The sequence below is a fragment of the Muribaculum sp. genome, from assembly GCF_029051885.1.
Classification (GTDB): domain Bacteria; phylum Bacteroidota; class Bacteroidia; order Bacteroidales; family Muribaculaceae; genus Muribaculum.
Genome location: NZ_JAIDKI010000148.1, coordinates 1 through 23524 on the forward strand (window position 1 = coordinate 1; position 23524 = coordinate 23524).

Annotated in this window: 14 protein-coding genes; 6 read left to right on the top strand and 8 right to left on the bottom strand. The window is 51.8% G+C overall.

Annotated features, from left to right (window positions below):
* Positions 1 to 146: 146 nt before the first annotated feature.
* The gene (locus tag K2I50_RS06250; RefSeq protein ID WP_301025347.1) at positions 147 to 1364 is read right to left on the bottom strand and encodes a glycoside hydrolase family 88 protein; all 1218 of its coding nucleotides are present in this window, start codon (positions 1362 to 1364) and stop codon (positions 147 to 149) included.
* Between the two features lie 280 nt (positions 1365 to 1644).
* Between K2I50_RS06250 and K2I50_RS06255 the strand changes: the two genes are divergently transcribed.
* The 5 genes from K2I50_RS06255 (at position 1645) to porU (ending at position 10242) form a co-directional block, all read left to right on the top strand.
* Positions 1645 to 2646, top strand: a complete 1002-nt coding sequence (locus K2I50_RS06255; RefSeq protein WP_301025348.1) for a T9SS type A sorting domain-containing protein — start codon at positions 1645 to 1647, stop codon at positions 2644 to 2646.
* Positions 2647 to 2827: 181 nt separating this feature from the next.
* Positions 2828 to 3646 (top strand): 3-methyl-2-oxobutanoate hydroxymethyltransferase, encoded by an 819-nt coding sequence (gene panB, locus K2I50_RS06260; RefSeq protein ID WP_301025350.1) that lies wholly within the window; start codon positions 2828 to 2830, stop codon positions 3644 to 3646.
* A gap of 85 nt (positions 3647 to 3731) precedes the next feature.
* Entirely contained in the window at positions 3732 to 4124 is a 393-nt protein-coding gene (locus tag K2I50_RS06265; RefSeq protein ID WP_301025351.1) for an FKBP-type peptidyl-prolyl cis-trans isomerase, read from the top strand.
* Between the two features lie 234 nt (positions 4125 to 4358).
* A complete protein-coding gene (locus tag K2I50_RS06270; protein ID WP_301025352.1) occupies positions 4359 to 6650 on the top strand; it encodes an NADP-dependent malic enzyme in 2292 nt (763 codons plus the stop codon).
* Between the two features lie 166 nt (positions 6651 to 6816).
* A complete protein-coding gene (gene porU / locus K2I50_RS06275) occupies positions 6817 to 10242 on the top strand; it encodes a type IX secretion system sortase PorU (protein ID WP_301025353.1) in 3426 nt (1141 codons plus the stop codon).
* 111 nt (positions 10243 to 10353) lie between these two features.
* Here porU and K2I50_RS06280 read toward each other — a convergent pair whose 3' ends face one another.
* The gene (locus tag K2I50_RS06280; protein ID WP_301025355.1) at positions 10354 to 11622 is read right to left on the bottom strand and encodes a hypothetical protein; all 1269 of its coding nucleotides are present in this window, start codon (positions 11620 to 11622) and stop codon (positions 10354 to 10356) included.
* A complete protein-coding gene (locus K2I50_RS06285; RefSeq protein WP_301025356.1) occupies positions 11619 to 12575 on the bottom strand; it encodes a hypothetical protein in 957 nt (318 codons plus the stop codon). Before K2I50_RS06285 ends, K2I50_RS06280 begins: the two co-directional genes overlap by 4 nt.
* Positions 12576 to 13095: 520 nt before the next feature.
* On the opposite strand from K2I50_RS06285, the gene K2I50_RS06290 reads away from it, so the two are divergent.
* On the top strand, positions 13096 to 16770 hold the full coding sequence (locus tag K2I50_RS06290; RefSeq protein WP_301025357.1) for a heparinase II/III domain-containing protein: 3675 nt from the start codon (positions 13096 to 13098) through the stop codon (positions 16768 to 16770).
* A gap of 81 nt (positions 16771 to 16851) precedes the next feature.
* On the opposite strand, the gene pnp is transcribed toward K2I50_RS06290, so the two are convergent.
* From pnp to K2I50_RS06315, 5 genes are all read right to left on the bottom strand, one after another.
* Positions 16852 to 19101 (bottom strand): polyribonucleotide nucleotidyltransferase, encoded by a 2250-nt coding sequence (pnp, locus tag K2I50_RS06295; RefSeq protein ID WP_301025359.1) that lies wholly within the window; start codon positions 19099 to 19101, stop codon positions 16852 to 16854.
* 191 nt (positions 19102 to 19292) lie between these two features.
* Positions 19293 to 20123: a glutamate racemase gene (gene murI, locus K2I50_RS06300; protein WP_301025360.1), complete on the bottom strand. Its 831-nt coding sequence runs from the start codon at positions 20121 to 20123 to the stop codon at positions 19293 to 19295.
* Positions 20124 to 20282: 159 nt separating this feature from the next.
* Entirely contained in the window at positions 20283 to 20783 is a 501-nt protein-coding gene (locus K2I50_RS06305) for an OmpH/Skp family outer membrane protein (RefSeq protein WP_068961896.1), read from the bottom strand.
* Between the two features lie 116 nt (positions 20784 to 20899).
* Positions 20900 to 21415 (bottom strand): OmpH/Skp family outer membrane protein, encoded by a 516-nt coding sequence (locus tag K2I50_RS06310; protein WP_301025361.1) that lies wholly within the window; start codon positions 21413 to 21415, stop codon positions 20900 to 20902.
* 108 nt (positions 21416 to 21523) lie between these two features.
* Positions 21524 to 23524, bottom strand: a 2001-nt coding sequence (locus K2I50_RS06315; protein ID WP_301025362.1) for a BamA/OMP85 family outer membrane protein, incomplete at its 5' end; no start/stop codon positions are given.

The following is a 23524-nucleotide window of genomic DNA, read 5'->3' on the forward strand; positions in this document are numbered from 1 at the left end:
CTCCCTCACTGCGCGAACACATCTGCACGACGCTTGACCGCCCCAGCGTTAACAAATATTGGGGAACGGGGTCTAAATCTATATATAAATATGGTGTGCCTACCCGGAGGCAGGCACACCATATAGGCTTCGTATACTGACGGAGTTTAGAGTTTGCTCTCAATATCGCGGCGGCGCTTCAACGCCTCCAGATAATAGTAGTCGGCATAGTTGAGGGGCACGTCGATTTCTACATCGGCAGGCTTGCTTGTCACACTGTGTTTCAGTATGAAGCGTCCGTTTTCGCCAACAGCGGCAGTATATTCCTCAGAAGCAAGCGACTGCATTATACTGTCGGCATATTCCTTATATAGACCACCATTTCCCTCGGCTACAGGATATGTCGACATCTCATACAGCCCCGAGGCTATTACGGCAGCGGCCGAGGCATCGCGCGGCTCGTCGGGTATGCCCGGCGCATCCATATCCCAGTAAGGCACCTTGTCCGACGGCATATGCGGGTGGGTTCTCATAAACTCAAATGTCTCTGCGGCGCGCTTAAAGTAGGCGGGATTGCCCGTATAGCGGTAGGCCACGGTATATCCGTAGATGGCCCATGCCTGTCCGCGCGACCAGGCCGACGAATGCGCACATCCCTGCGCGGTATGACGGTGGTTGACTCCGCCTGAAATCGAGTCGTAGTCAATGACATGGAAACAGCTGCCGTCGGGACGGAAATGCTCACGGAGCGTACGGTCGGCATGGCTCACGGCAAGATGGTAGAATGAGCTGTCGCCCGACAGTCGAGTTGCCTCGAAGAGCAGCTCGAGGTTCATCATATTGTCGATAATCACCGGGCATGACCATCCTCTCGCCTCACGGTCGCTCCCCGGCTCTACATCCCAGCTCTGGATGATGCCGGCCTTGGGGCGGAAGCGTGTCGACAGCGACCGGGCGGCCTCAACCATGGCGTCGGCATAGGCCGAGTCGCCGGTCAGGCGCAGGCCGTTGCCAAAACTGCTCCCTACCATGAAGCCTACATCATGATGCCACTTGAGATACTGAGCGTCGGCTATCGACTCGGTATACTTACGCGCACAGGGTATCAAGGCCGAGTCGCCTGTAAGCTCGTAGAGATACCACACTGTGCCGGGGAAGAATCCGCTGCGCCAGTCGGTCACATCGCAGTAAAGCACACTGCCGTCGGGATTGAGAGTAGTGGGATTATGAAACGCACCCTTAAACGACTCTACGGTGTCGATCTGCATGCCTATCTGCACGCGGGCATTGTCTACGGCGGTATCATACCAACTCTTGGGTGTGGAAGAAGTACATGCGGCAAACGCAGCCAAAGCCAGCGCTGCAACTGTCAGTTTTGTTGTCATATATTTTTAGAACTTTTTACCATGAAAGAATATCCCTTCATTCTATTAAGTCGCATACCTCGCTAAAATCTATAGCCTGTGTTTCTATGTTTTACAACATAACTTTAGCCGATATTATGGGACTGGCTCTTATTCCCAACCGCAATTCCGACAAAATACTTTATTTAATAAACAAAACAGCTCTTTTTACTTGCATTTATTATGATTTTATCTTATATTCGCAAAAAATGAGAAACATAAGAGACAACTCGGTTATAAGGACATTTAAAATTATGAAATAATGAAGCGAATATTTTTTATCATATATATCACTGTTGCTATTGCCACAAATTGCAACAGTGATTGTAAGGCACAAGATTTGATTGCCCCACAAATCATGCAGAATGGCCAAACATTCGGATATGACCATATCTTTACGAGCCCCGATCCTATTGAATTTTCTCTGAATAATCCCGATATGCCAGGGGAATGGTCGGTCGATATTCTGTATAAAAAAGATGGATACGATATTGCTGATTTCCAAACAACTGATGATGGAAAATGTATTTTCTGTCCAGATGAAGCATCGTGGGCATGGGCCGAACGCCAATTTGATTCCAATCTCCAACAGGATTTATTTGAGGTAAAGATTAGTTTTACCTCAGCAGGACATATAGAAGATTGTAAATCTATAAAATTAGCTTTAACTCCACCAAAGCCAATAATCTCAGATATTGAGTTTACATATATTTACAATTGGGATGAAGATATGTTTTGGCCGGATGGAAATTTCACTTTTAAAGTCTATTCCAATAATGCCGATTATTACTTTCTGTATCTATCTGAAAGTTTTTTATTTGAGCCCCCTCGGTTATTTCCTAATTTTCAATACCGCTTTGATCAATCAGAAGAAGCCATATTAAATTATGATGCCGACTGGGGAGAATACTTTGTCATACACGGAATGAATAAGTTCGGATATTCACCGGCAAGTGATATGATATGTACTACAGACTATATCACTGACGAAAAAATTCTGAATCGAATCAATGAGCTCAAACAGATGGCTACTAATGAAGATATCGATGCTGACTATCCTCTTCCACAGCTTATATGGAAAGACAATATCATATCATCTGATTCAACAATTGACCATATTACAATATATAATCTCTACGGAAAGAAATTAATTGACGATATAGATACACGCTCATTGGATCTATCTCAACTTAATCGTGGAGTATATATCATAACTTATACAACCAATAATCATACATCAACCCTCAAAATTTTGAAGCAATAAAAAAGTTATAGCTTCTTTAACGGAATATAAAATTCGAATTTGTGCCGGTTGATTCGGTAAAGTTAGGTAACTTTGCAGGCGTGTAGGAACACACGTCCGCCACGCAGTGACCAGCCGATGCGCGTCACTATCGGGCGGAACGAAACTCCTCACAGATAGTAGAACTACAAAATTATCAACAATGTCAACTTATACCGAAGACCGTCGCAAGGTCACCACACGCCGCCTCGCCGAGATGAAGCAGCGTGGCGAAAAGATAGCTATGCTCACAGCCTACGATTACTCCATGGCCAAACTCATCGACGAGGCCGGAGTAGACGTGATACTCGTGGGCGACTCCGCATCCAACGTGATGGCAGGCAACGTGACCACATTGCCGATGACTCTCGACCAGATGATATACCATGCCACATCGGTAGTAAAAGGAGTGACCCGCGCGCTGGTTGTATGCGACCTGCCTTTCGGCACCTATCAGGGCAACAGCAAGCAGGCTCTCGACTCGGCAATACGCATCATGAAGGAGAGCGGAGCCGAAGCTGTGAAGCTCGAGGGCGGAGCCGAAATACGCGAATCTATCGAGCGCATACTCTGTGCCGGCATACCGGTGGTAGGACATCTTGGACTGACCCCGCAGTCAATCAACAAATTCGGCACCTACGCCGTGCGCGCAAAGGAGGAGGCCGAGGCCGAAAAGCTCATCTCCGATGCAAAAATGCTTGAGGAGATAGGATGCTGCGCCGTCGTTCTCGAAAAGATACCCGCCGCGCTGGCCAAGCGAGTGTCGGAACAGCTCACCATCCCTACAATCGGCATCGGAGCCGGTGGAGGCACCGACGGCCAGGTGCTCGTGATGCACGACATGCTCGGCATCAACAAAGGATTCTCACCCCGATTCCTGCGCCGCTATGCCGACCTGTCGACAATCATCAACGACGCCGTGGCCCATTATGTCGACGACGTGAAGACATCCGACTTCCCCAACGCCTCAGAGCAGTATTGACCTACTACACGACAATATCGTAAAAAAACGCCCTCCCGGTCACGGCCCGGAGGGCGATACTGTATACAACAGCAACCTCACAACAATGGCAAAACAGGAATATATCGAAAAAAACCGGCAGTGGCTTGCCGAAAAAGCCCGCGAAGCGGGAGTGATTACAATCGACAAGGGTATATGCTACAAGCCCGTTAAATCCGGAAAGGGTGCGCAGCCCAACCGGGGCAGCGTGGTGACCGTGCACTACACCGGACGCACTATCAACGGAAAGACCTTTGACAGCTCGCGCGGAGGTGTGGCTCCGGCGTTCAGGCTACGCGAACTCATACCCGGATGGATTATCGCACTGCAGCAGATGCATGTCGGCGACCGGTGGGAGGTATATATCCCGGCCGAACAGGCCTACGGCAAGATATCCCAGCCGGGCATTCCGGGCGGCTCTACACTGATTTTCGACATCGAGCTGATTGCGGTATCCTAAACAAGCTCTAAAACATCGCGCCACTCGCAGTCGTTATAAAACGGAAGAGGCACATGCCGGGACTGCCGTTGCCTCAGCCAGCATGAAGTGTACCCACGGACCGACATATTTCGGTCGATAGTCCGTTAACAAATATTGGGAAAGTCACCTCTGACATTTTTCTTGCGAAACCCGAAGTTTCAAAATAAATTTTCGTAATTTTGCACGAAACGTAGATTATTTGTTGTTAATAGCATGTCAAAAGTAACCAAAGAAATGGCCCTCGACTACCATCGCGAGGGCAAACCGGGCAAAATCGAAGTAGTGCCCACCGTGCCCTACTCGTCAATGCAGGACCTTGCACTTGCCTACTCGCCCGGAGTAGCATACCCCTGTCTGGAGATTGAGAAAAATCCGGCAGACGCCTATGAATATACCAACAAGGGCAACCTTATAGCTGTCATCTCCAATGGCACCGCAGTGCTTGGCCTCGGCGACATCGGCGCGCTTGCAGGCAAGCCCGTGATGGAAGGCAAAGCCCTGCTTTTCAAGATATTTGCCGGACTCGACTGCTTCGATATCGAAGTCAACGAGAAGGATCCCGCAAAATTTATAGAGATTGTCAAGGCGCTCGCACCAACATTCGGCGGCATCAACCTCGAGGATATCAAAGCCCCGGAATGCTTCGAAATCGAGCAGCGGTTGAAAGAGGAATGCGACATCCCCGTGATGCACGACGACCAGCACGGCACCGCCATCATATCCGGAGCCGGACTCATCAACGCTCTTGAAATCCAGGGCAAGAACATAGCCGATGTAAAGCTCGTGGTCAACGGCGCAGGCGCTGCCGCAGTAAGTTGCACACGCCTGTACATCGCTCTCGGCGTAAAGAAAGAGAATGTGGTCATGTGCGACTCAAAGGGTGTTATCAACCGCTCTCGCAAGGGACTCAACTCTCAAAAGGAAGAGTTTGCGACCGACCGCGACATCACCACCCTGGCCGAGGCCATGGTGGGTGCCGACGTATTCCTCGGACTCTCCGTAAAGGATGTGGTGACACCCGAGATGGTACAGTCTATGGCCGAGAAGCCTATCGTGTTTGCCCTGGCCAATCCCGACCCGGAAATCTCCTACGAGGCAGCCATGGCGTCGCGCCCCGACCTCATCTTCGCCACCGGACGTTCCGACTACCCCAACCAGATTAACAACGTGCTGGGATTCCCCTATATATTCCGCGGTGCGCTCGACGCAGGCGCTACGGCAATCAACGAGACAATGAAACTCGCCGCCGTAAAAGCTATCGCCGATCTCGCCAAAGAGCCGGTACCATCGGTGGTGAATGCCGCCTACGGCATGTCCAACCTCAAGTTCGGACGCGATTATATCCTCCCCAAGCCTCTCGACCCGCGACTGATTACCGCCGTATCCCCCGCCGTGGCACGCGGCGCCATGGAGAGCGGTGTGGCACGCCGCCCCATCACCGACTGGGAAGCATACAATGAGAAACTGCGCCATCTCATGGGATATGACAACAAATTCATGCGCCGCGTCACAGAAGAGGCCCGACGCAATCCCAAGCGTGTGGTATTCGGTGAAGCCAACACCGACAATATGCTCACAGCCGCTGCTAATGCCTACCACGACGGAATATGCATACCCATACTGCTCGGCAACGAAGAGATGATTGAGAAACGTGCAAAACGCCTCGGTCTTGACATCGAAGGCATCGAGATAATAAATCTCCGCCATGACCGCGAAGCCGAACGCCGCGAACAGTTTGCCGAGAAGCTCGCCGCTTCGCGCCAACGCAGAGGCGTCACACGTCCCGAGGCGCTGGAACTCATGTTCGACCGCAACTACTTCGGCATGATGATGGTCGAGACCGGACAGGCCGACGCCATGATTTCAGGCACATACTCCGGCAGCAAGAAAGCTGCGAAGATTGCCGAAGAGGTGGTCGGCATACGTCCCACCTACAACCACTTCGCCACCATGCACATCCTCAACACCAAGCGAGGCACATTCTTCATGGCCGACACCACCATCAACCGCGAGGTCGACGAGGAAACCCTATTCGACATAGCCCGTCTGGCCCGCAACTCGGTAGAATACTTCGCCCACGACCCGGTAATGGCAATGGTGTCGTACAGCAACTTCGGCTCCCACAAGGAGAAAGAGCCGGAAGTGGCCCGCCGTGTTGTAGAACGCATGCACGAAGCATATCCCGACCTCCCCATCGACGGAGAAATGCAGATGAGCTACGCACTCAACAAAAAAGCCCGCGACGCCGCCTACCCCTTCTCACGTATCAACGGCAAGGATGTCAACACCCTCATTTTCCCCAATCTGAGCGCGGCATCCACCGCCTACAAGATGATGCTCGAGATGGGCCTCGCCGAGGCTGTAGGCCCCATACAGATGGGCCTCAACAAGCCTATCCACTTCATCAGCACTGACGCTGCCGTGCGCGATATCATCAATCTCGCCACAGTAGCGGTAATCGACGCCGCCGTGCTTGAAAAGGTAGGCAACGGCCACGACAAATAACCCAATCACACGCAACACCCAATACGATTGCACGACAGCATCCGGAATCCGGATGCTGTCGTTGTTTTCAGCCGTCATGTTAAAGCGGAGGCAAACGTCCTGCAATGCACAATATCATGCAATACGTTGACGTTATATTCATTAGAGCAAATCTGCAATGGAATTTATGAATATACTCTACCGCAATATAATCGCTATGGCATGTGTGGTCGCGTGCATGCTCATACTGCCGACTGATGCCGCCGCCCTCCCTCTCGACACATATGCACCACAGTCCAAACTATCATCCGGACATTGGGTAAAAATCAAGGTCTCCGATTCCGGCATATACAGGATTACCCCCGACCAGCTGCGCAAATGGGGATTCCAGCAGCCCGAGAATGTTCGCGTATACGGATATGGCGGCAATATCCAGAGCGACATACTCAATGCCAAGACCTATACCGACGACCTGCCCCTCGCAGGATGCGAATACACCTCGCGCGGACTCTTCTTCTACGCCCACGGGCCTCTGAGCTGGGAACAAGACCCATCGGGCCGCTACCTGCCGGTCCACAACTACTATTCGACCCACGCATACTACTTTCTGTCGGACGCACCCGCCACTACCGAAGGAATCCCTGCCACAGGCTCGCCCGTAAAGGCCGGCAACGCCACCGTGCAGTTTACCGAGCATCTGCTCCACGAGACCGAAACAATGTCGCCCGGAGAGACCGGCCATATGCTCCTCGGCGAGGATTTCCGCACGCGCCCCACACAGACTTTCTCATTTAATCTCCCGGGCAACATATCAGAGAATGTATGGATACGCACCTCCTTCGGCGCCAACGTGCAGTATAGCGTAGCACGCATCCAGATGAATGTCAACGGCAACGCCGTAACGCTATCGCCAAGCTATATCGACGCGTCGGAGATATCCGACGCTCGCCACTTCAAGAGCGCCGACATGATTGCCAACACCACTCTCGGAGACAATCTCGGCAAACTTGATATCGGCATCACTTTTTCGTGCACAGGCACGATAAGGCTCGCCCGACTCGACAACATAACGGTCAACTACACGCGAGCACTCTCCCTCGACGGAGCACAACTGACATTCCGCGCCGACCGTGGATTTGCCCTCTCCGCTGCCAACAGCAATACCCGCATATGGGATATAACATCGCCGGGAGCGGTAGCGCGTGTCGACTTCACCGTCGACGACGGAAAAGCATGCTCCACACCCACCGCATCAGGAGTAAGGGAATATGTGGCATGGAATCCGGATGCCGAATTCCCGGCACCGACATATGTCGGCGCAACGGCCAATCAGAACCTGCACGGAGAGGAGACTCCCGATATGATTATATTCACCGTGCCCCAATGGAAGACAAGAGCCGAGCAACTGGCCGACATACATCGCGCGGCTCCACAAAACCTCAACGTGCTGGTGGTAAATGCCGAGCAGGTATACAATGAGTTCTCGTCAGGCACACCCGACATAGGTGCGTTCCGCCGCATGCTGAAGATGATGTGGGACCGCGGCAGAGAATCCGGCAATCCCACGACCGGCTCCGACAGCAAACTGCAATATGCCCTCATGTTCGGACGCGCATTCTACGACCACCGCGGAATTACCCCCGAGGGACGCAGCTATCAGAACTCAATACTGCCGCAATGGCAGTCGATTGACGGACAGACTGACAATGAGTCATATACCACCGAAGACTATCTTGCCTTTCTGCGCGACGACTCCGGTATGTATCCCGGACAGGACTACCACTGCATCGGAGTAGGACGAATACCCGTCAACAGCGCCGACGAGGCTAAAGTGATAGTCGAAAAGATACGCAACTATGTGCGCGATTCAAGAAAGAACGACTGGAAAAACCGCTACCTGCTCTGTGCCGACGACGGAAACTCAGCCGCACACCTCGAGCAGATGGAGGAAACCGAATCGCTCCTGAAGAAGAACGGCTACGGCACCGACAACATATACCACAAAGTATATATCGACGCTTTCACAATTATCAACGGCAAGGCACCCGACGCACGTGAGCGTATGCAGCGCTATCTCGACCAGGGTGTGATATGGTGGTGGTATATCGGACATGCGTCAGCCACATCATGGACCGGAGAGGGACTGCTCGAACTGACCGACATCAACGTGGCAAGCTATCCTCACGCCCCAATGCTGTTTGCTGCCACCTGCAACTTCCTGCGCTGGGACAGAATCCAGACCTCCGGAGCCGAGATGCTATTCTTCAACCCCAACGGCATAATCGGAGCCATAGCAGCCACTCGCCCGGTATATATATCATATAACAAGACGATGGCCTACGGCGTCGCGCAGACAGCCAATCTACGCGACACGAATGGCAGCCCGCTACCCATAGGCGAGATATTCCGCAGAGCCAAAAACACCAGCCTCAACAACGACAACAACAAATTGCGCTATGTGCTGATGGGCGACCCGGCGCTCCCGCTGGCACTCCCTCAGCAAAAGGCAGTGCTGGAAGCTATCGACAATACCCCCCTCGACCCCGAGAACCCGCCATCGATAATGGCCCATCAGCGTCTCACCGTATCAGGGCGCATCGTAGATAACGAAGGAAATACCGACACCTCGTTCAACGGCTATGTCATCCCCACAATCTACGACGCCGAATACAGCACCACCACACAGGGCCACAACACCGTGGAAAACGGCGTACAGGTCGAAGGCATACAGAAGGTAATCGAGGAGATGGGCGAACGCCTGTTTGTAGGCCGCGGTAATGTGACTGCCGGAGAATTCGATGTCAACGTAGCCATGCCGATAGAGATATCAAGCAATTATCGTCCGGCAACGATGAACCTGTATGCGGTAAGCGACGACGCCTCACGCGACGCCTGCGGAGTCAACCGCGAGTTCTATGTCTACGGCTACGCATCCGATGTCGAGCCCGACAACAATGCACCGGTAATTGAATTCTTCGGACTCAACACCGAGGGATTCCGGTCGGGACATACCGTCAACGCCACGCCTATGGTGATTGCGCGCGTGCGCGATGATATCGGCATCAATATTTCCACAGCCGGCATCGGCCATCAGATCAATCTGCAGCTCGACGGCAATGTCACCTATCCCGAAGCGGTATATTATTATACCCCCGGAGAGGATGGCGCCGTGTCAGGCAATCTCAACTTCCTCATGCCCGAACTTACCGCCGGCATCCATACACTGCGCCTGCGCGTATGGGACACATCCAACAATATGGCTGAGTCGCAGATTGAATTCACCGTCGACCCCAAGCAGGCTCCGGAGATATTCGACCTCTATGCCGACTGCAATCCCGCGCGCGACCATACCAACTTCATCGTGTCGCACAACCGCCCCGACATAGTAATGCACGTAAAAGTCGAGGTATTCGACCTCATGGGGCGCCCCGTATGGTCCGGTGAACAGAATGCCAAGTCCGACATGGGACTCTCCGAACCCCTCACATGGGACCTCACCGACCCCGTAGGCCGCCGCGTAAACCGTGGCATCTACCTCTACCGGGCAACCGTCACCACCGACCACGAGCAATACGTCTCCGCCTCCCGCAAGCTCGCCGTCACCGCCCCCTGACCCACCCCCTACCGCAATACTCCATAGTACAAACGACATAAAAGACGCTGTATCAAGATATTCTCCTGATACAGCGTCTTTTGAATATATTTGCAAAAATTTAACTCAGACTCAGTATATCAACTTGTCAACCTGGTTCCCGGCAACACGCACATACATGCGTCCCTTTATAGGGTTGCTTACAAGATGTCCCTGTAAATCGTAATACACAACTGATGAAGCACATTCGATATCTGATGCACTTATCCCGTCTATGCCGCTCAACGATTCCTGTAGCTGATAAAACAGCATTATGTTAGTAGAGCCATAAAGCGCAAGAGTATTATGTTCGATATAAGCTCCCCATATAGGTATTTGCAATACTGAATTTCCAAGATTATCCTTGACAATTGATGCACTGAGACAGTAACGTCCATAATCATCAAAAACCGGCATGCCGTAATCGGCACTACCATACAGGGAGTTGGCTGCATAGAACGGTGTCATGCCTCCATCTAAATTCTGTAGCTCATCGAGTTTTGCATCATATGTCCAGGCTATGCCTTTTGCAGTGTCATACTCCATGGCAACAGTGACATGATAACCGAAATTTGCAAAATTATCAATATAAATCCGGTCATTCTCCACATAACTGTAGATATTGTTCATTACAGGTAACATTTCTGCATCCATATCGGCAGTGACCATATAAATCATTACGCCGTTGAACTCATGCAGTTTTGGATATATCGCGCCACCGAATCCGGAGATGCGCTTTGTATCAGGATCAATCATCCCAAGATAGAAGCCTACAACGTCTGATTCTGCATAGAGAGTAAAACCACTCCCGATATGCAATAGCCGTAATGTCCCCGCCTCGGATATTGTCCAACCCTTATCTCCTTTACGGAGTGCGAGCAGGGAGATTGGATAAATCTTATCTCCCAACTTATAGTCAAACAGATGTTGACCGCAGACAATGTCAAGCAATCCTGTCGAAGTATCGTAACTGGCCTCTATATCATTAACGACAAAGGAATTATCGCCCTCTGGACGAAATGTATCGGCAAACATGTTCTTAATATCATACTCTCCATCTATGCCACGGGCAGTTATCTCAATAATAGATGTTTCCCATGTATTTGAGATTGCGCCATTACTTTCCAGCCAGAAATAACAAAGGTCATAATCAGCAGCAATATCAGAGCCAGAGTTGCTGCGCCCCCCTACGTGCACAGAATTGGCGTCAGAAACAGGAATTGCGGAGACCATCGCAGGCATGCCTGCGGAGCCTGGCACTTCTGGATTCCATTCTCCAAATATCGGCACGACAGACGTTGCCGACAGCTTCATTCCAACCGACAATACTGATGCAATAAAAGCAACTCGAATCCACTTCATTTCACTATCGCGATTTTCTTTCCATTAACAACATAAATACCAGGGCGCAAACTGGAAATATCAGACTTTACAACACGCCCGTAGAGATCATATACAGTAGACTGTCCTATATTTTCTACGGCAATGACATCTTCTATACCCGATGTGGCATTGATAATATATGTTGCCGTTATCTCATAATTAGTGACAACCTCATCACCTGATGTAGAGTAATCCATGAAAGTTCCGGCTGGAATTCTCAAAGTATAGACACCAGGAGCACTGATAGTCTTGCCAAAGTCTATCTGAGCAGTCACATAATCCGACAGAATTTCCTTATTGCTTGTGCTTGCTACTACCTCCCCGTCCTTTTCAAGTACAATCACACTCTGGTAGCTGTACACATCAATGCCATCATAGTTTTCTGTTCCAGGAAAAGCAATCAAGATTTTTGAAATCGAAGTTACTTCACTGCCATCAGCCGGATTTATGGTATACTTGCTCATTGTTGTTTCAGGAAGTGACACTCCTTCAATTGTATAAGTAGCAGATATAGGGGGATTGACACTGTAAGGGTCTCCCTCCGACATCTCAGCCTGGTCGTAGTCTTTGAGCGTGTTTTCAGCCAACGAAAAGGTGTATAATCCGGCATCAGTAGTCTTAGGGAACGTTATATACGCTTTACTGATTTCTCTTGTACCGGCTTCAAGCCTGATAGCCTTTATTACCTTGTCACCACAAGTAAGTGTTGCATACTCTCCAATATTGGAATTTATAATATGGGAATCAATACCATCTACAGGGTCCGGGAAATCAATTACAATTACTTCCAAAGCATCCACAGTGGAACCATCCACAGGCGAGATTGTATAATTCAGCATCGAATAGCCCGCCTGAGCCTGTGCAACAGCTTCCGAAGTCAATAGGGTAGCAGAAATTACAATTCCTGAAATAACAGAGTAGAATCTTTTCATACGTAGTTAAGTTTATTATTGTGTTAAAAATTATTATACTACGGCAAATTTAAGAACTTTTCTTAATTAAACGCAATATATAATAGAAATTTTACATCTAAACAATCAAAATATTAACTTTTTGGCACAACGCCATTCAATCTCTACATATCACATCTAAGAAACTGTTTAAATTTATATGATACAGATTTTGAGAGCGAACAAAAAGACACTGGCAGACTCCTCAAAAACAAAGTGATATGAATTTAAACAGTTTCTAAGTAAGTCGTAAAAATTATTGGTGAGAGGATTTTTTGATTGATTTTTCCTCGATGATGAAGGAGTGTAGCGAGCTACATGACTGACGAAGAGAGGGAAAAGCGGCAAAAAGACTCCGCCTGGAAATATAAAGTTTAAAAAGTATTCATATACGTAATAATTTTTACGACTTACTTAATCATATATATCATACCATTTGCATAATATTCTTATATTTGCAATTGATAGGGGTGATTTGTCACAATTTTTCGAAACGATTATTATGGATAGCAATTTCATCAGAGCCTACAAGGTAGCGCTCGCAATAGTCTCGGTTGCCTTCGCGCCATCAGATGCGGATGCCGGCAACGACCAATATTGGAACACTCATGGCCGGCTGCTGCCACTTCGGCTCCCCATGCCTCCGGCAGGATATGTGCCGGAACAACTTGATTTTGACGGCGACGGACGTCCCGACGCCATACGTTCGATAACCTCCGGCGGAGTCCCTATAATGTGGCTTGACGACGACGGAACGATGCGTCCGGGCGACACCGAAGGCGACATGGCCTCCGGGACATTGCTTATCGACCGTAACCGCGACGGTCAATATGCAGGACTCGGCGACATGATAATCGACTGGGTGGATACTGATCGCGACGGAAAGGCCGACATGCAAATTGTAATCGACTACCCTTCCGACACATTGGCCGATAACGCATGGAAAGGCCACTATATGATAGTGTTTGATACCGACCGCGACAATGTATTCAACTACATTGACTTCCATAACTTCAGCCTAAGCTGCTGGGACCACTACGGTATAAGTGACTTCCATGAGGACTACCACGGTCAGACGGCTTTCACCAAGATGCACGAATGCACCTACCGCATCTTAGACCTCGACAAGAACTGGGAAAACCCGTTTCTTTTCTACGACCCCGACGACGACGGACTTACCGAGATGACCATACGCTTTACCGACCCGATGAACAGGAAAGTGGACGGAGCGCCCCGCAACCAGCCGTCAGGACGCATCGACCACGCATTCCTGAGCATAGATATCGACAACGACAATGGTCCGGCCAATGAATTTGACCTCGACTTCACCATCCACTTCTCCGGCCCCGGATTTGACTATTCCGGCATGACACATCCGGTGGCAAACCTACGCGGAAATCCGGCTCACGACACTCTGTTTCTTGACCCGCGCTACCGCCGGCTCACTCATCTCACCTATCCCGACCATGGCCAGGCACGCGAAGCAGTATTCCAACGCGGCAAATGGACATCAGTCGAGCTGACCTATGACGAGGATGATGACTGCGGACGATGGGAGCGCGTGGAGCTTTATGAGAACCGCGACGCATTCCTTACCGGCTGGAAAGGCGGAGGCATCGACAACCACAAGCAGAGCGACGCCTCCGGCGACCGTGGCGAGTGGGACAAGGACAATTCCGGCGGCGGACGTCTGTACATAAGTCCGCTCGACGGCAAAATTCACCTCTACGGCGCCGAGCGCGGAGTATGGCGTATCGACCAGGATGCAGCCTACTTCCAGGGCTGGGACAGACTGTGGATGGGACTTGACCGCAATCCCGCATCCTTTGCCACAATCGAGTATCTTGACACCGATGGCAATGGCTTCTTTGACACCATGCGCCTTGATCTCGACGGTAACAAAATATATGAAGAGACTGTATCACTCGGAATGCTCGGCATACCCGATTCGGCCGAGATAATCGACCATTCCGGATACAACTACGCCGACTATACAGCCCTCGCCGCCCATGTGGCCGACGGCATATGGAAGCGCGCCATGACATGTATATCGGCCGCACGCCGCATGGGACTAGAGACACGGTGGTATACCATGTGGATGCAGCCGCGCTCAGTGCGACAGCGCTACGACCATGGATTCTGGTTGTCATTCTATCTCCAGCGCGACATGCGCCACAGTATTCTTTCATCAGCCCCGGAGAGACTGACAGCGTTCGACCGTGCATACTATCTCGACCGCCTTGAAGAGGAAATACCAGGAGGACACCTCATCACTCCCGCCGACCTGCGTGCCATAAGGGCTTCCTACTCACTCCCATTCGGCAAGAAGATAGTCAGCGCGCTCGCCGACACCGTAGAAAGCCGCCGCAGCCACAATCTCAATCTGCCCAAAGGCCTTGGCGGACACTACCATCATTACTTCTGCCCGAAGCACAACCTCATCTATTCATTCGACTGGGAGAGCCCCAATGCCCATCTGTGCACAGCCTGCGGCACGAAGACAAAAGACAATGCTCATCTCAACTACGCGTGGACATACATGGTACATAACCACAACGGAGCATACCTTATCAACTCTGCCTACCTGTACCGCGCCACCGGCGACCCAAAGTATGCCCGATATGCCGCCGAAATGCTTCTCGACTATGCGGAGGCATACCCCGAAATGATGGAGCACAACAAGAGTTTCAAGCATACGCCCGACGCATTCGATGCCGGCCGTATATTCGCACAGAGCCTCGACGAGTCAAGCTGGATAAGCCGCGTAGCCGTAGCCTATGATATGGTCGAGGAGGCAATGACCCCCGAAGAGCGCTCAAAAGTAGAGACCGACCTCTTCGCCCGGTGTGCCGAGATGCTGACGCGACGCCCGGCCGGCGCAAACTGGCAGATGTGGCACAATAGCGGAATGGCGGCATGTGCGGCTGTCACCGGTTGCGACTCGCTGATGACACGTGCTGTCGACGACCCAAAACTCGGCTATCGGACACTGCTCAAAAAGCATCTCAATCCCGACGGATGGATAAACGAAGGCTCCGTCCACTATCATTTCTATCCACTCGAGGCACTCCTGCTTACCGCCAATGCCGCACAGGGAGCGGGCATCAATCTTTTTGACGACAACATGATGCTTATGCTTGAGGCTCCGGCGCGCAGCATATACGCCGACATGACGTTCCCGTCACATGGCGACGGATGGTACGGCGACAACCTACCGGCATTCGCTGCTTTCTACGAGATTGCCAACGCCCGATTCCCCGGACGCCGCTTCGACCGGATGCTCGGCGAACTTTATACTCACCGTTCACGTACCGACCGCCAGGCGCTGCTCTCCGGGTCAGAACTCAAAGGAGAGGGTACAGGCTACCGCCAGCCAAGCATATGCTACCCCAAAAGCGGATTCGCATGCCTGCGTTCCGGCAACAACACTGTGGTATTCAAGTTTGACAACAATAATGCCGGCGGCCACGAGCATCCCGACAAACTTTCATTTACCCTACACAACGGCAACAAGGAGATATTCCCCGACTTCGGCACATCGGGCTACGGCACACCGGAGTATCTCGGATGGTACAAACACTCACTATCCCACAACACAATGAATGTCGACGGCCTCGACCAAAGCGTGTGCCGCGGCCGACTGGTTGCCTATGAGGCCGATTCGCTCGGAGCATACGCCGCCGCTGTTACCGACAAGTCATATCCCGGAGTGGTGATGCGCCGGGCCATGCGCATACGTGGCAACGTAGTGAGCGACACGCTCACCTGCAACTCCGACAGCCCCCATTTCTATGAATACGTGCTCCTGTTCGGCGAGCGCCCTGAAATCGCCGGCAAATGGACTACAGACACTTTGACGGCCCCGCCGACGGATTCGGGAAATCTCCAGGCCATGCAATCGTCGGCTTATAGTGCCATCCGCAAGGTGAAAAGTCTTGACCTCAAATCACGTAAATTCACCGCGCGCACCCATTCGGCACGTGTCGACATACAACTTTCCACACTCCCCAAAGGCACACGCCTCTATCTTGGCACAGCCTCAGGCATACCCTCCAATCCGACAATTTCAGTAGGAAGCGCGGCCTCCGATGCTGCCACACAGCCATGCTATCCAATGATTATACGTATTCCTTCATCCGATATCGACATCCGCACCCGCTACACCCTGCTCCAATAAGCGACACCCACATATAAAAAGCAAGGGATGCTGAGGTTCATTCAGCATCCCTTGCTTTATATATGTGTATCAGGTGAGAAATCAGTCGTGGTTGTTGTCACGGCGGGGACGGTCGCCACGGTCGCGGCGGGGACCGCGGTCACCATCACGACGGGGACGGTCGTTGCCACCCTCACGGCGCGGTGCGCGCTCGCGGCGCTGGGGCTCTACGTAGCCTTCGGGTTTGGGCTGAAGAGCACGCATCGACAGACGGTACTTGCCGGTCTTCTTGTCGATTTCGATGAGCTTCACCTCTACCTCGTCGCCTTCCTTAAGGCCTGAAGCCTCCATGTTCTCGAGACGCTCCCATGAGATTTCTGAGATGTGGAGCAGACCGTCGCGGTTGGGCATGAATTCAACAAACGCACCGAAGTCGAGTATCGAACGTACCTTGCCCTGGTATACCTTGCCCTCTTCGGGGAGAGCCACGATAGCGCGAATCATGTCAAGAGCCTTGTCCATCGACTCCTTGTCGGAAGATGCAACCTCGATGTAGCCGCCTTCCTCGATTTCGTCGATTGATACGGTAGCGCCTGAAGCCTCCTGGATACCCTGGATGACCTTTCCGCCCGGGCCGATAACAGCACCGATAAGCTCCTTGGGAATGAGCATGGTCTCGATGCGGGGCACGTGGGGCTTGTAGTCGGCACGTGCTGCGGGGATTGCCTCGGCAATCTTGTCGAGGATATGCATACGTCCGTCGCGGGCCTGGTTGAGAGCCTTCTCAAGCACCTCGTAGCTGAGGCCGTCGACCTTGATGTCCATCTGTGTGGCGGTGATACCGTCGCGTGTACCAGTCACCTTGAAGTCCATGTCGCCGAGGTGGTCCTCATCGCCGAGGATGTCGGAGAGCACAGCATACTTGGAGCCGTCGGAGTCGGTGATAAGACCCATGGCGATACCGCTGACAGGCTTCTTCATCTGCACACCGGCGTCAAGCAGGGCGAGTGTGCCGGCACATACGGTGGCCATCGACGACGAGCCGTTGCTCTCGAGAATGTCGCTGACGATGCGGCATACATAGGGGAAATTGTCGGGGAACATTCCCTTGAGGGCGCGGTGGGCAAGATTGCCATGGCCTACCTCGCGGCGACCTACGCCACGCTGGGGCTTAGCCTCGCCTGTAGAGAAGGGAGGGAAGTTGTAGTGAAGGAGGAAACGCTCCTTGCCCTGGTTGAGCACGTCGTCGAGAATCTTCTCGTCCATCTTTGTGCCAAGGGTCACGGTAGCGAGAGCCTGAGTCTCACCACGGGTGAACACGGCCGATCCGTGGGGGCCGGGCACGTAGTCGGTCTCAATCCAGATAGGACGGATATCGGTGGTCTTGCGGCCGTCGAGGCGTACGCCTTCGTCGAGCACACAGCGACGCATAGCCTCACGCTCTACATCGTGGTAGTAACGTTTTACAAGCGGAGTCTTCTCCTCACGCACCTCTTCGGGGAGGCTTTCGATATATTCGTCGCAGATGGCGTCGAAATGGTCCATGCGCCAGTGCTTGTCGGCACATCCTGCCTTGGCAACCTCGTAGGCCTTGTCGTAGCACTTGTCGTGCACGTCCTTGCGGAGCTCCTCGTCGTTGACTTCGTGGCAGTATTCGCGCTTTACCACATGGAGCTCTTCGGCGAGTTCCATCTGGGCCTTGCACTGTACCTTGATAGCATCGTGGGCAGCCTTGAGGGCGGCGAGGAGATCAGCTTCGCTGACTTCCTTCATTTCGCCTTCGACCATCATGATATTTTCGTAGGTGGCACCAACCATCAGCTCCATGTCGGCATCTTTGAGCTGCTCGAATGTGGGGTCGATAACGAATTCGCCGTTAACGCGGGCTACACGTACCTCAGAGATAGGACCATTGAAAGGGATATCGCTCACGGCGATGGCTGCGGAAGCGGCCAGACCGGCGAGAGCGTCGGGCATGTCCTCGCCGTCGGCAGAGAACATGATGATGTTGACAAACGTATCGGCGTGATAGTTGTCGGGGAAAAGCGGACGGAGCACGCGGTCGACAAGGCGTGCTGTCAGGATTTCATAATCGGATGCGCGGCCCTCACGCTTGAGGAAACCGCCGGGGAAACGTCCCGCTGAAGAGAATTTCTCTTTATACTCTACCTGGAGGGGCATAAAGTCGACCCCCTCGCCGGCTTCCTTCGCCGACACCACAGTGGCCAGGAGCATGGTGTTGCCCATGCGCAGCTCTACCGCTCCATCGGCCTGCTTGGCAAGTTTGCCGGTCTCGAGCGTGATTTCACGTCCGTCGGGCAGCGCGATGGTTTTCTTGATTGGTTGTGCCATAAATGTTAATATGTCTCTGTAATTGTATGTTTTTTCTTATACAAAAAATCGCACAAAGATAGCAAATTCCACCTAATGCACCTAATAAATTGTATATAAATTTTTTATGCGTCGGACAATTCTTATGAATTATGCTTAAAAAAACTGAAGTCACCTTGACTTCGCTCTCTACATCGCGGCAACAGGCAGGCCTACAATTCTATCTGCCGGGCTTCGACATGGGTATCCATAAACAGCGAAGCCAGCGAACCGAACCGGTCGGCACTCTCGGTAGTCATATACCTTACCTGTCCGCCCTCAGTGCAGCGCGAGGCCATGTCGGGATGGCGCCTCAGGTAGTCGGCAAGACTGTCGGCCACAATGCTCCCCTGTGAAAGCACCTTCACATCTGAGGGAATCGCTCCACGTATAGTGTCGATAAGCAGCGGATAGTGGGTGCAGCCGAGTATCAGAGTATCAATCATCGGATCGGCGTCAATCAGCCTTGCGAGGTCACGCTCCACAAAATAGCGTGCACCCGGCGAAGATGCTTCCCGGTTCTCCACCAATGGGACCCACATCGGACACGCATGGGAGGTGACAGTCATAGACGGATGCATCTTGCCGATTTCAATATCGTACGACCGCGACGCTACGGTACCGGGCGTACCGACAATGCCGATATGCCCGTTGCGTGTATATTCGGGCAAAATCTCCACCGTGGGGCGTATCACCCCCAGCACTCTGCGTGCGGGGTCAATCCCGGGCAGGTCGCATTGCTGGATGGTACGTAGCGCTTTGGCCGATGCTGTATTGCAAGCGAGGATTACCAGATGACAACCGTTGTCAAACAGGTAGCGCACAGCCTGGAGAGTAAACCGGTACACAACGTCGAACGAGCGTGTGCCATATGGCGCACGGGCGTTGTCGCCGAGAAAGAGGTAGTCGTATTGCGGCAACCGGCGACGTATGTCGCGCAGTATGGTGAGTCCTCCGAAGCCGGAGTCGAACACACCTATCGGACCTGGAACATCAGACAGCATGGTGCTATTGTTGGCTGTCGGAGCGGATGCCGCCTGTGTATGGCGGCGCCTACAGCTCCGGCTGCTTAAAAGCAGCACAGGCCGTGAGCGCCTTTCATGAATAGCGGTCACGGCCTGAGGCTATGGTTTTGTAATAAATTTGTCGAGAAATACGGGGGATTACTTCAGACCGAGCGAAGTCTTCACCAGGGGAGTGATGTCAACTACATCAGTGCCGACATACAGAGGCATCGCCTGCTCGAATATGAATGTCATGCCCTGCTCCTTGCCTACAGAGTTGATTGCATTGGTAACCTTCTGCACCACGGGAGCCATCAGCTGCTCGTGCTGACGCTGAAGATCCTGAGTAGCGGTCTGACGGAACTGCTCGGATTTCTGATATAGATCCTGGATTTCCTGCTGGCGGCGCTGCTTGATGGTCTCAGGGGTGTCGGCACCAAGGCCCTGGAATTCCTGTACGGCCTTGTTCATCTCCTCCTGGAGCTTGGCAAACTCATCCTCATACTTCTTTGAAGCGGCAAGAATCTGCTCCTCAACCTGCTTTGAATCGGGCAGAGCCTCCATTACAGACTGAGTATTGATAACACCGAATTTGGGAGCCTGAGCAGCCGCGAACATGGGGAGTGCCACAGCAACGGCGAGCAAAATTTTCTTTATCATGATATGTGAAATGTTAATTTGCGTAGATAATTTTACTTAATTGCACAAAGTTAAGCAATCTCTGCCGATTACACGACAAAGATATTCATAAAATTCATAAAATATTCACACGCCGGTTATCGTGCGTAGCCCATTTTGGCCAGCACCTCGTTGCTGACATCGATACGCGGCGAGGCAAATATGATATTGGCCGATGAAGCGCGGTCGAATATGCATTGGTATCCACGCTCCTCGCTCACCTTCTTCACGGCATTGTATACCTCGTCCTGGATAGGCTGCATCAGCGACTGGCGCTTCTTATAGAGTTCGCCTTCCGGTCCGAAATATTTGTATCGAAGCTCGGTAGCCTCTTTTTCTTTAGCCACGATTTCAGCCTCTTTCTTGGTCTTCTGCTCATCGGTCAGAAACACCATGTCGGCCTGATAATTCTTATACATTGTCTGGGCCTCGGTAGCCTTTGCCTCGACCTCCTTCTGCCAACGCTGTGATATCTGGTTGAGCTGTTCGTTGGCCATCTCGTAAGAAGGCACGTTTTTCAGGATATATTCCATGTCAATCAATGCAAACTTCTGGGCATAGGCTCCGCAGCAGCATGCGACACAAAGCATAAGGGCTATGGCAAGTCTTTTCATTCTTGTTGATGTTAAGAGAGTTAATAATACATGAACACCTCTATTTCATGACGGTGTTTAATCATATGACACTACAGAAGCGGAATAGTTTGAAATGATTAACTATTTTTAGAATTCCTGGCCGAGAATGAAGTGGAACTGGCCACCACCCTTGCGTCCGTAAACGGTGTCGAAACCGTATGCCCAGTCGATACCCATCATACCCACCATCGGCAGGAAGATACGCACACCGGCACCGGCCGAACGCTTGAGGTTGAACGGCTGGAAGTCCTTGACGGCAGTCCATGCGTTACCGGCCTCGACAAATGTAAGGCCATAGATGGTAGTCGAGTTGGAGAGCATGAAGGGGAAGTGCAGCTCCATGCCGACACGTGCGTAGGCGTAGCCCTCGCGTGTCCACGGGGTGAACTGTCCGTTCTCATAACCGCGCAGGGCTATAGTCTCTGTTGCATATGTGTATGATCCCGACATACCGTCGCCACCGACATAGAATGTCTCGAACGGAGTCTTGAGATATTTGTTGTAGCTGCCGAGCAGACCGAAGTCGGCGCGGGTCATCATCACGAGTGTCCATTTTCCGTTAGGATCGGTAAGCGGAGTATAGGTGCGGCTCTTGAAGCGGAGCTTCCAGTATTCAATCCAGCGATAGAGTTCCTTTTTGGCCTCGACAGAACCGTTGTTGCCCTCTTCGGAGAGGCGTTTCCAGTCCTTCTTGCCGAACAGCGACGCGGGAGGAGTAAGCTGGAGGTTGAGAGAGAATATCGAACCGCTACGTGTGTACAGCGGGTTGTCGATCGACTGGCGGGCGAGAGTAAGTCCGAGTGTCAGCGAGTTGGAAGTACCGTTGTTCATATAGTACAGATAATCCCAGTTTTTGAGGTAGTACCACTGGTATCCAATCTCGGCCTGGAAGGTGAAGTAGTCGTCGGGCCAGCTCAGACGCTTTCCGATACCGACTGTGACGCCAATCATCTGAAGCACCTTGTTGGGGTCGTAAGCGTTCTCGTAGGAGTTCTGGTAATAATCGTTGTAGTAATTGCTGCCATACGATGAGCCCCAATAGTTGTAGCCGTAGGGATTACGCCAGTTGCTGCTGTAGTACGACGAGTTGATACCGGTCTGGCGGGCATAGTATGCCGATACCGACAGCGAGTTGGGGCGCTTTCCGCCAAACCATGGGTCGAGGAACGATATCGAGTAGCTCTGGTAATATTTGGCGTTGGTCTGGGCTGAAATAGTAAATGTCTGGCCCTCGCCCTGCGGGATTATGCCCTTGTAAGAACTCGGATTGAAGAGGTTCTTTATCGAGAAGTTGGTAAACTTAAGTGCAAGTTTACCGATAAGACCGGTCTGTCCCCAACCGAACGATACCTCTACCTGGTCGTTGGCTTTCGATTCCAGGCCAAACACGATATCAACCGTACCATTCTCGGCATTGGGCTCGGGATGTATGTCCATCGCCTCAGGGTCGAAGTGGCCGGTCTGCGCGATTTCACGTGCCGAACGCATAAGGTCGTCCTTGCTGAAGAGCTGTCCGGGCTTCACACGCAGTTCTCGACGGATTACCTTCTCATATAGACGGTCGTTACCGTTGATTATGACATTGTTGACAGTAGCCTGCGGACCCTCGACCATGCGCATTTCGAGAGCGATTGAGTCGCCGGTCACATTCTTTTCAATCGGATACAGTTGATAGAAGAGATAACCGTTGTTGAGGTAAAGGTTGCTCACAGCATCCTCATCCTCTACAGTGCGCTTGTTGAGCAACTTCTGGTTGTACACGTCGCCGGGACGTATGTCAAGTATGCGCTCGAGAATCTCTGTGGGATACACGGTATTACCTACCCAGTCGATATCGCTGATGTAATATTTCTTGCCTTCTTCAAGATTTATGTAGACGTCGACATTCTTGTCGTCGTATTTGACCACGCTGTCGCTTATAATCTTGGCATCGCGGTAACCTTTTTCGTTGTATTTAGCGATAATGCGGTCAAGGTCGTCCTGATAGTCGCTTTCCACGAATTTCTTCTGACGGAAGAGATTGATGAGCTTGCCCTTCTCGTTGGTCTTCTTCATCGCACGCTGCAGCACATTGTCAGAGAGCATCTC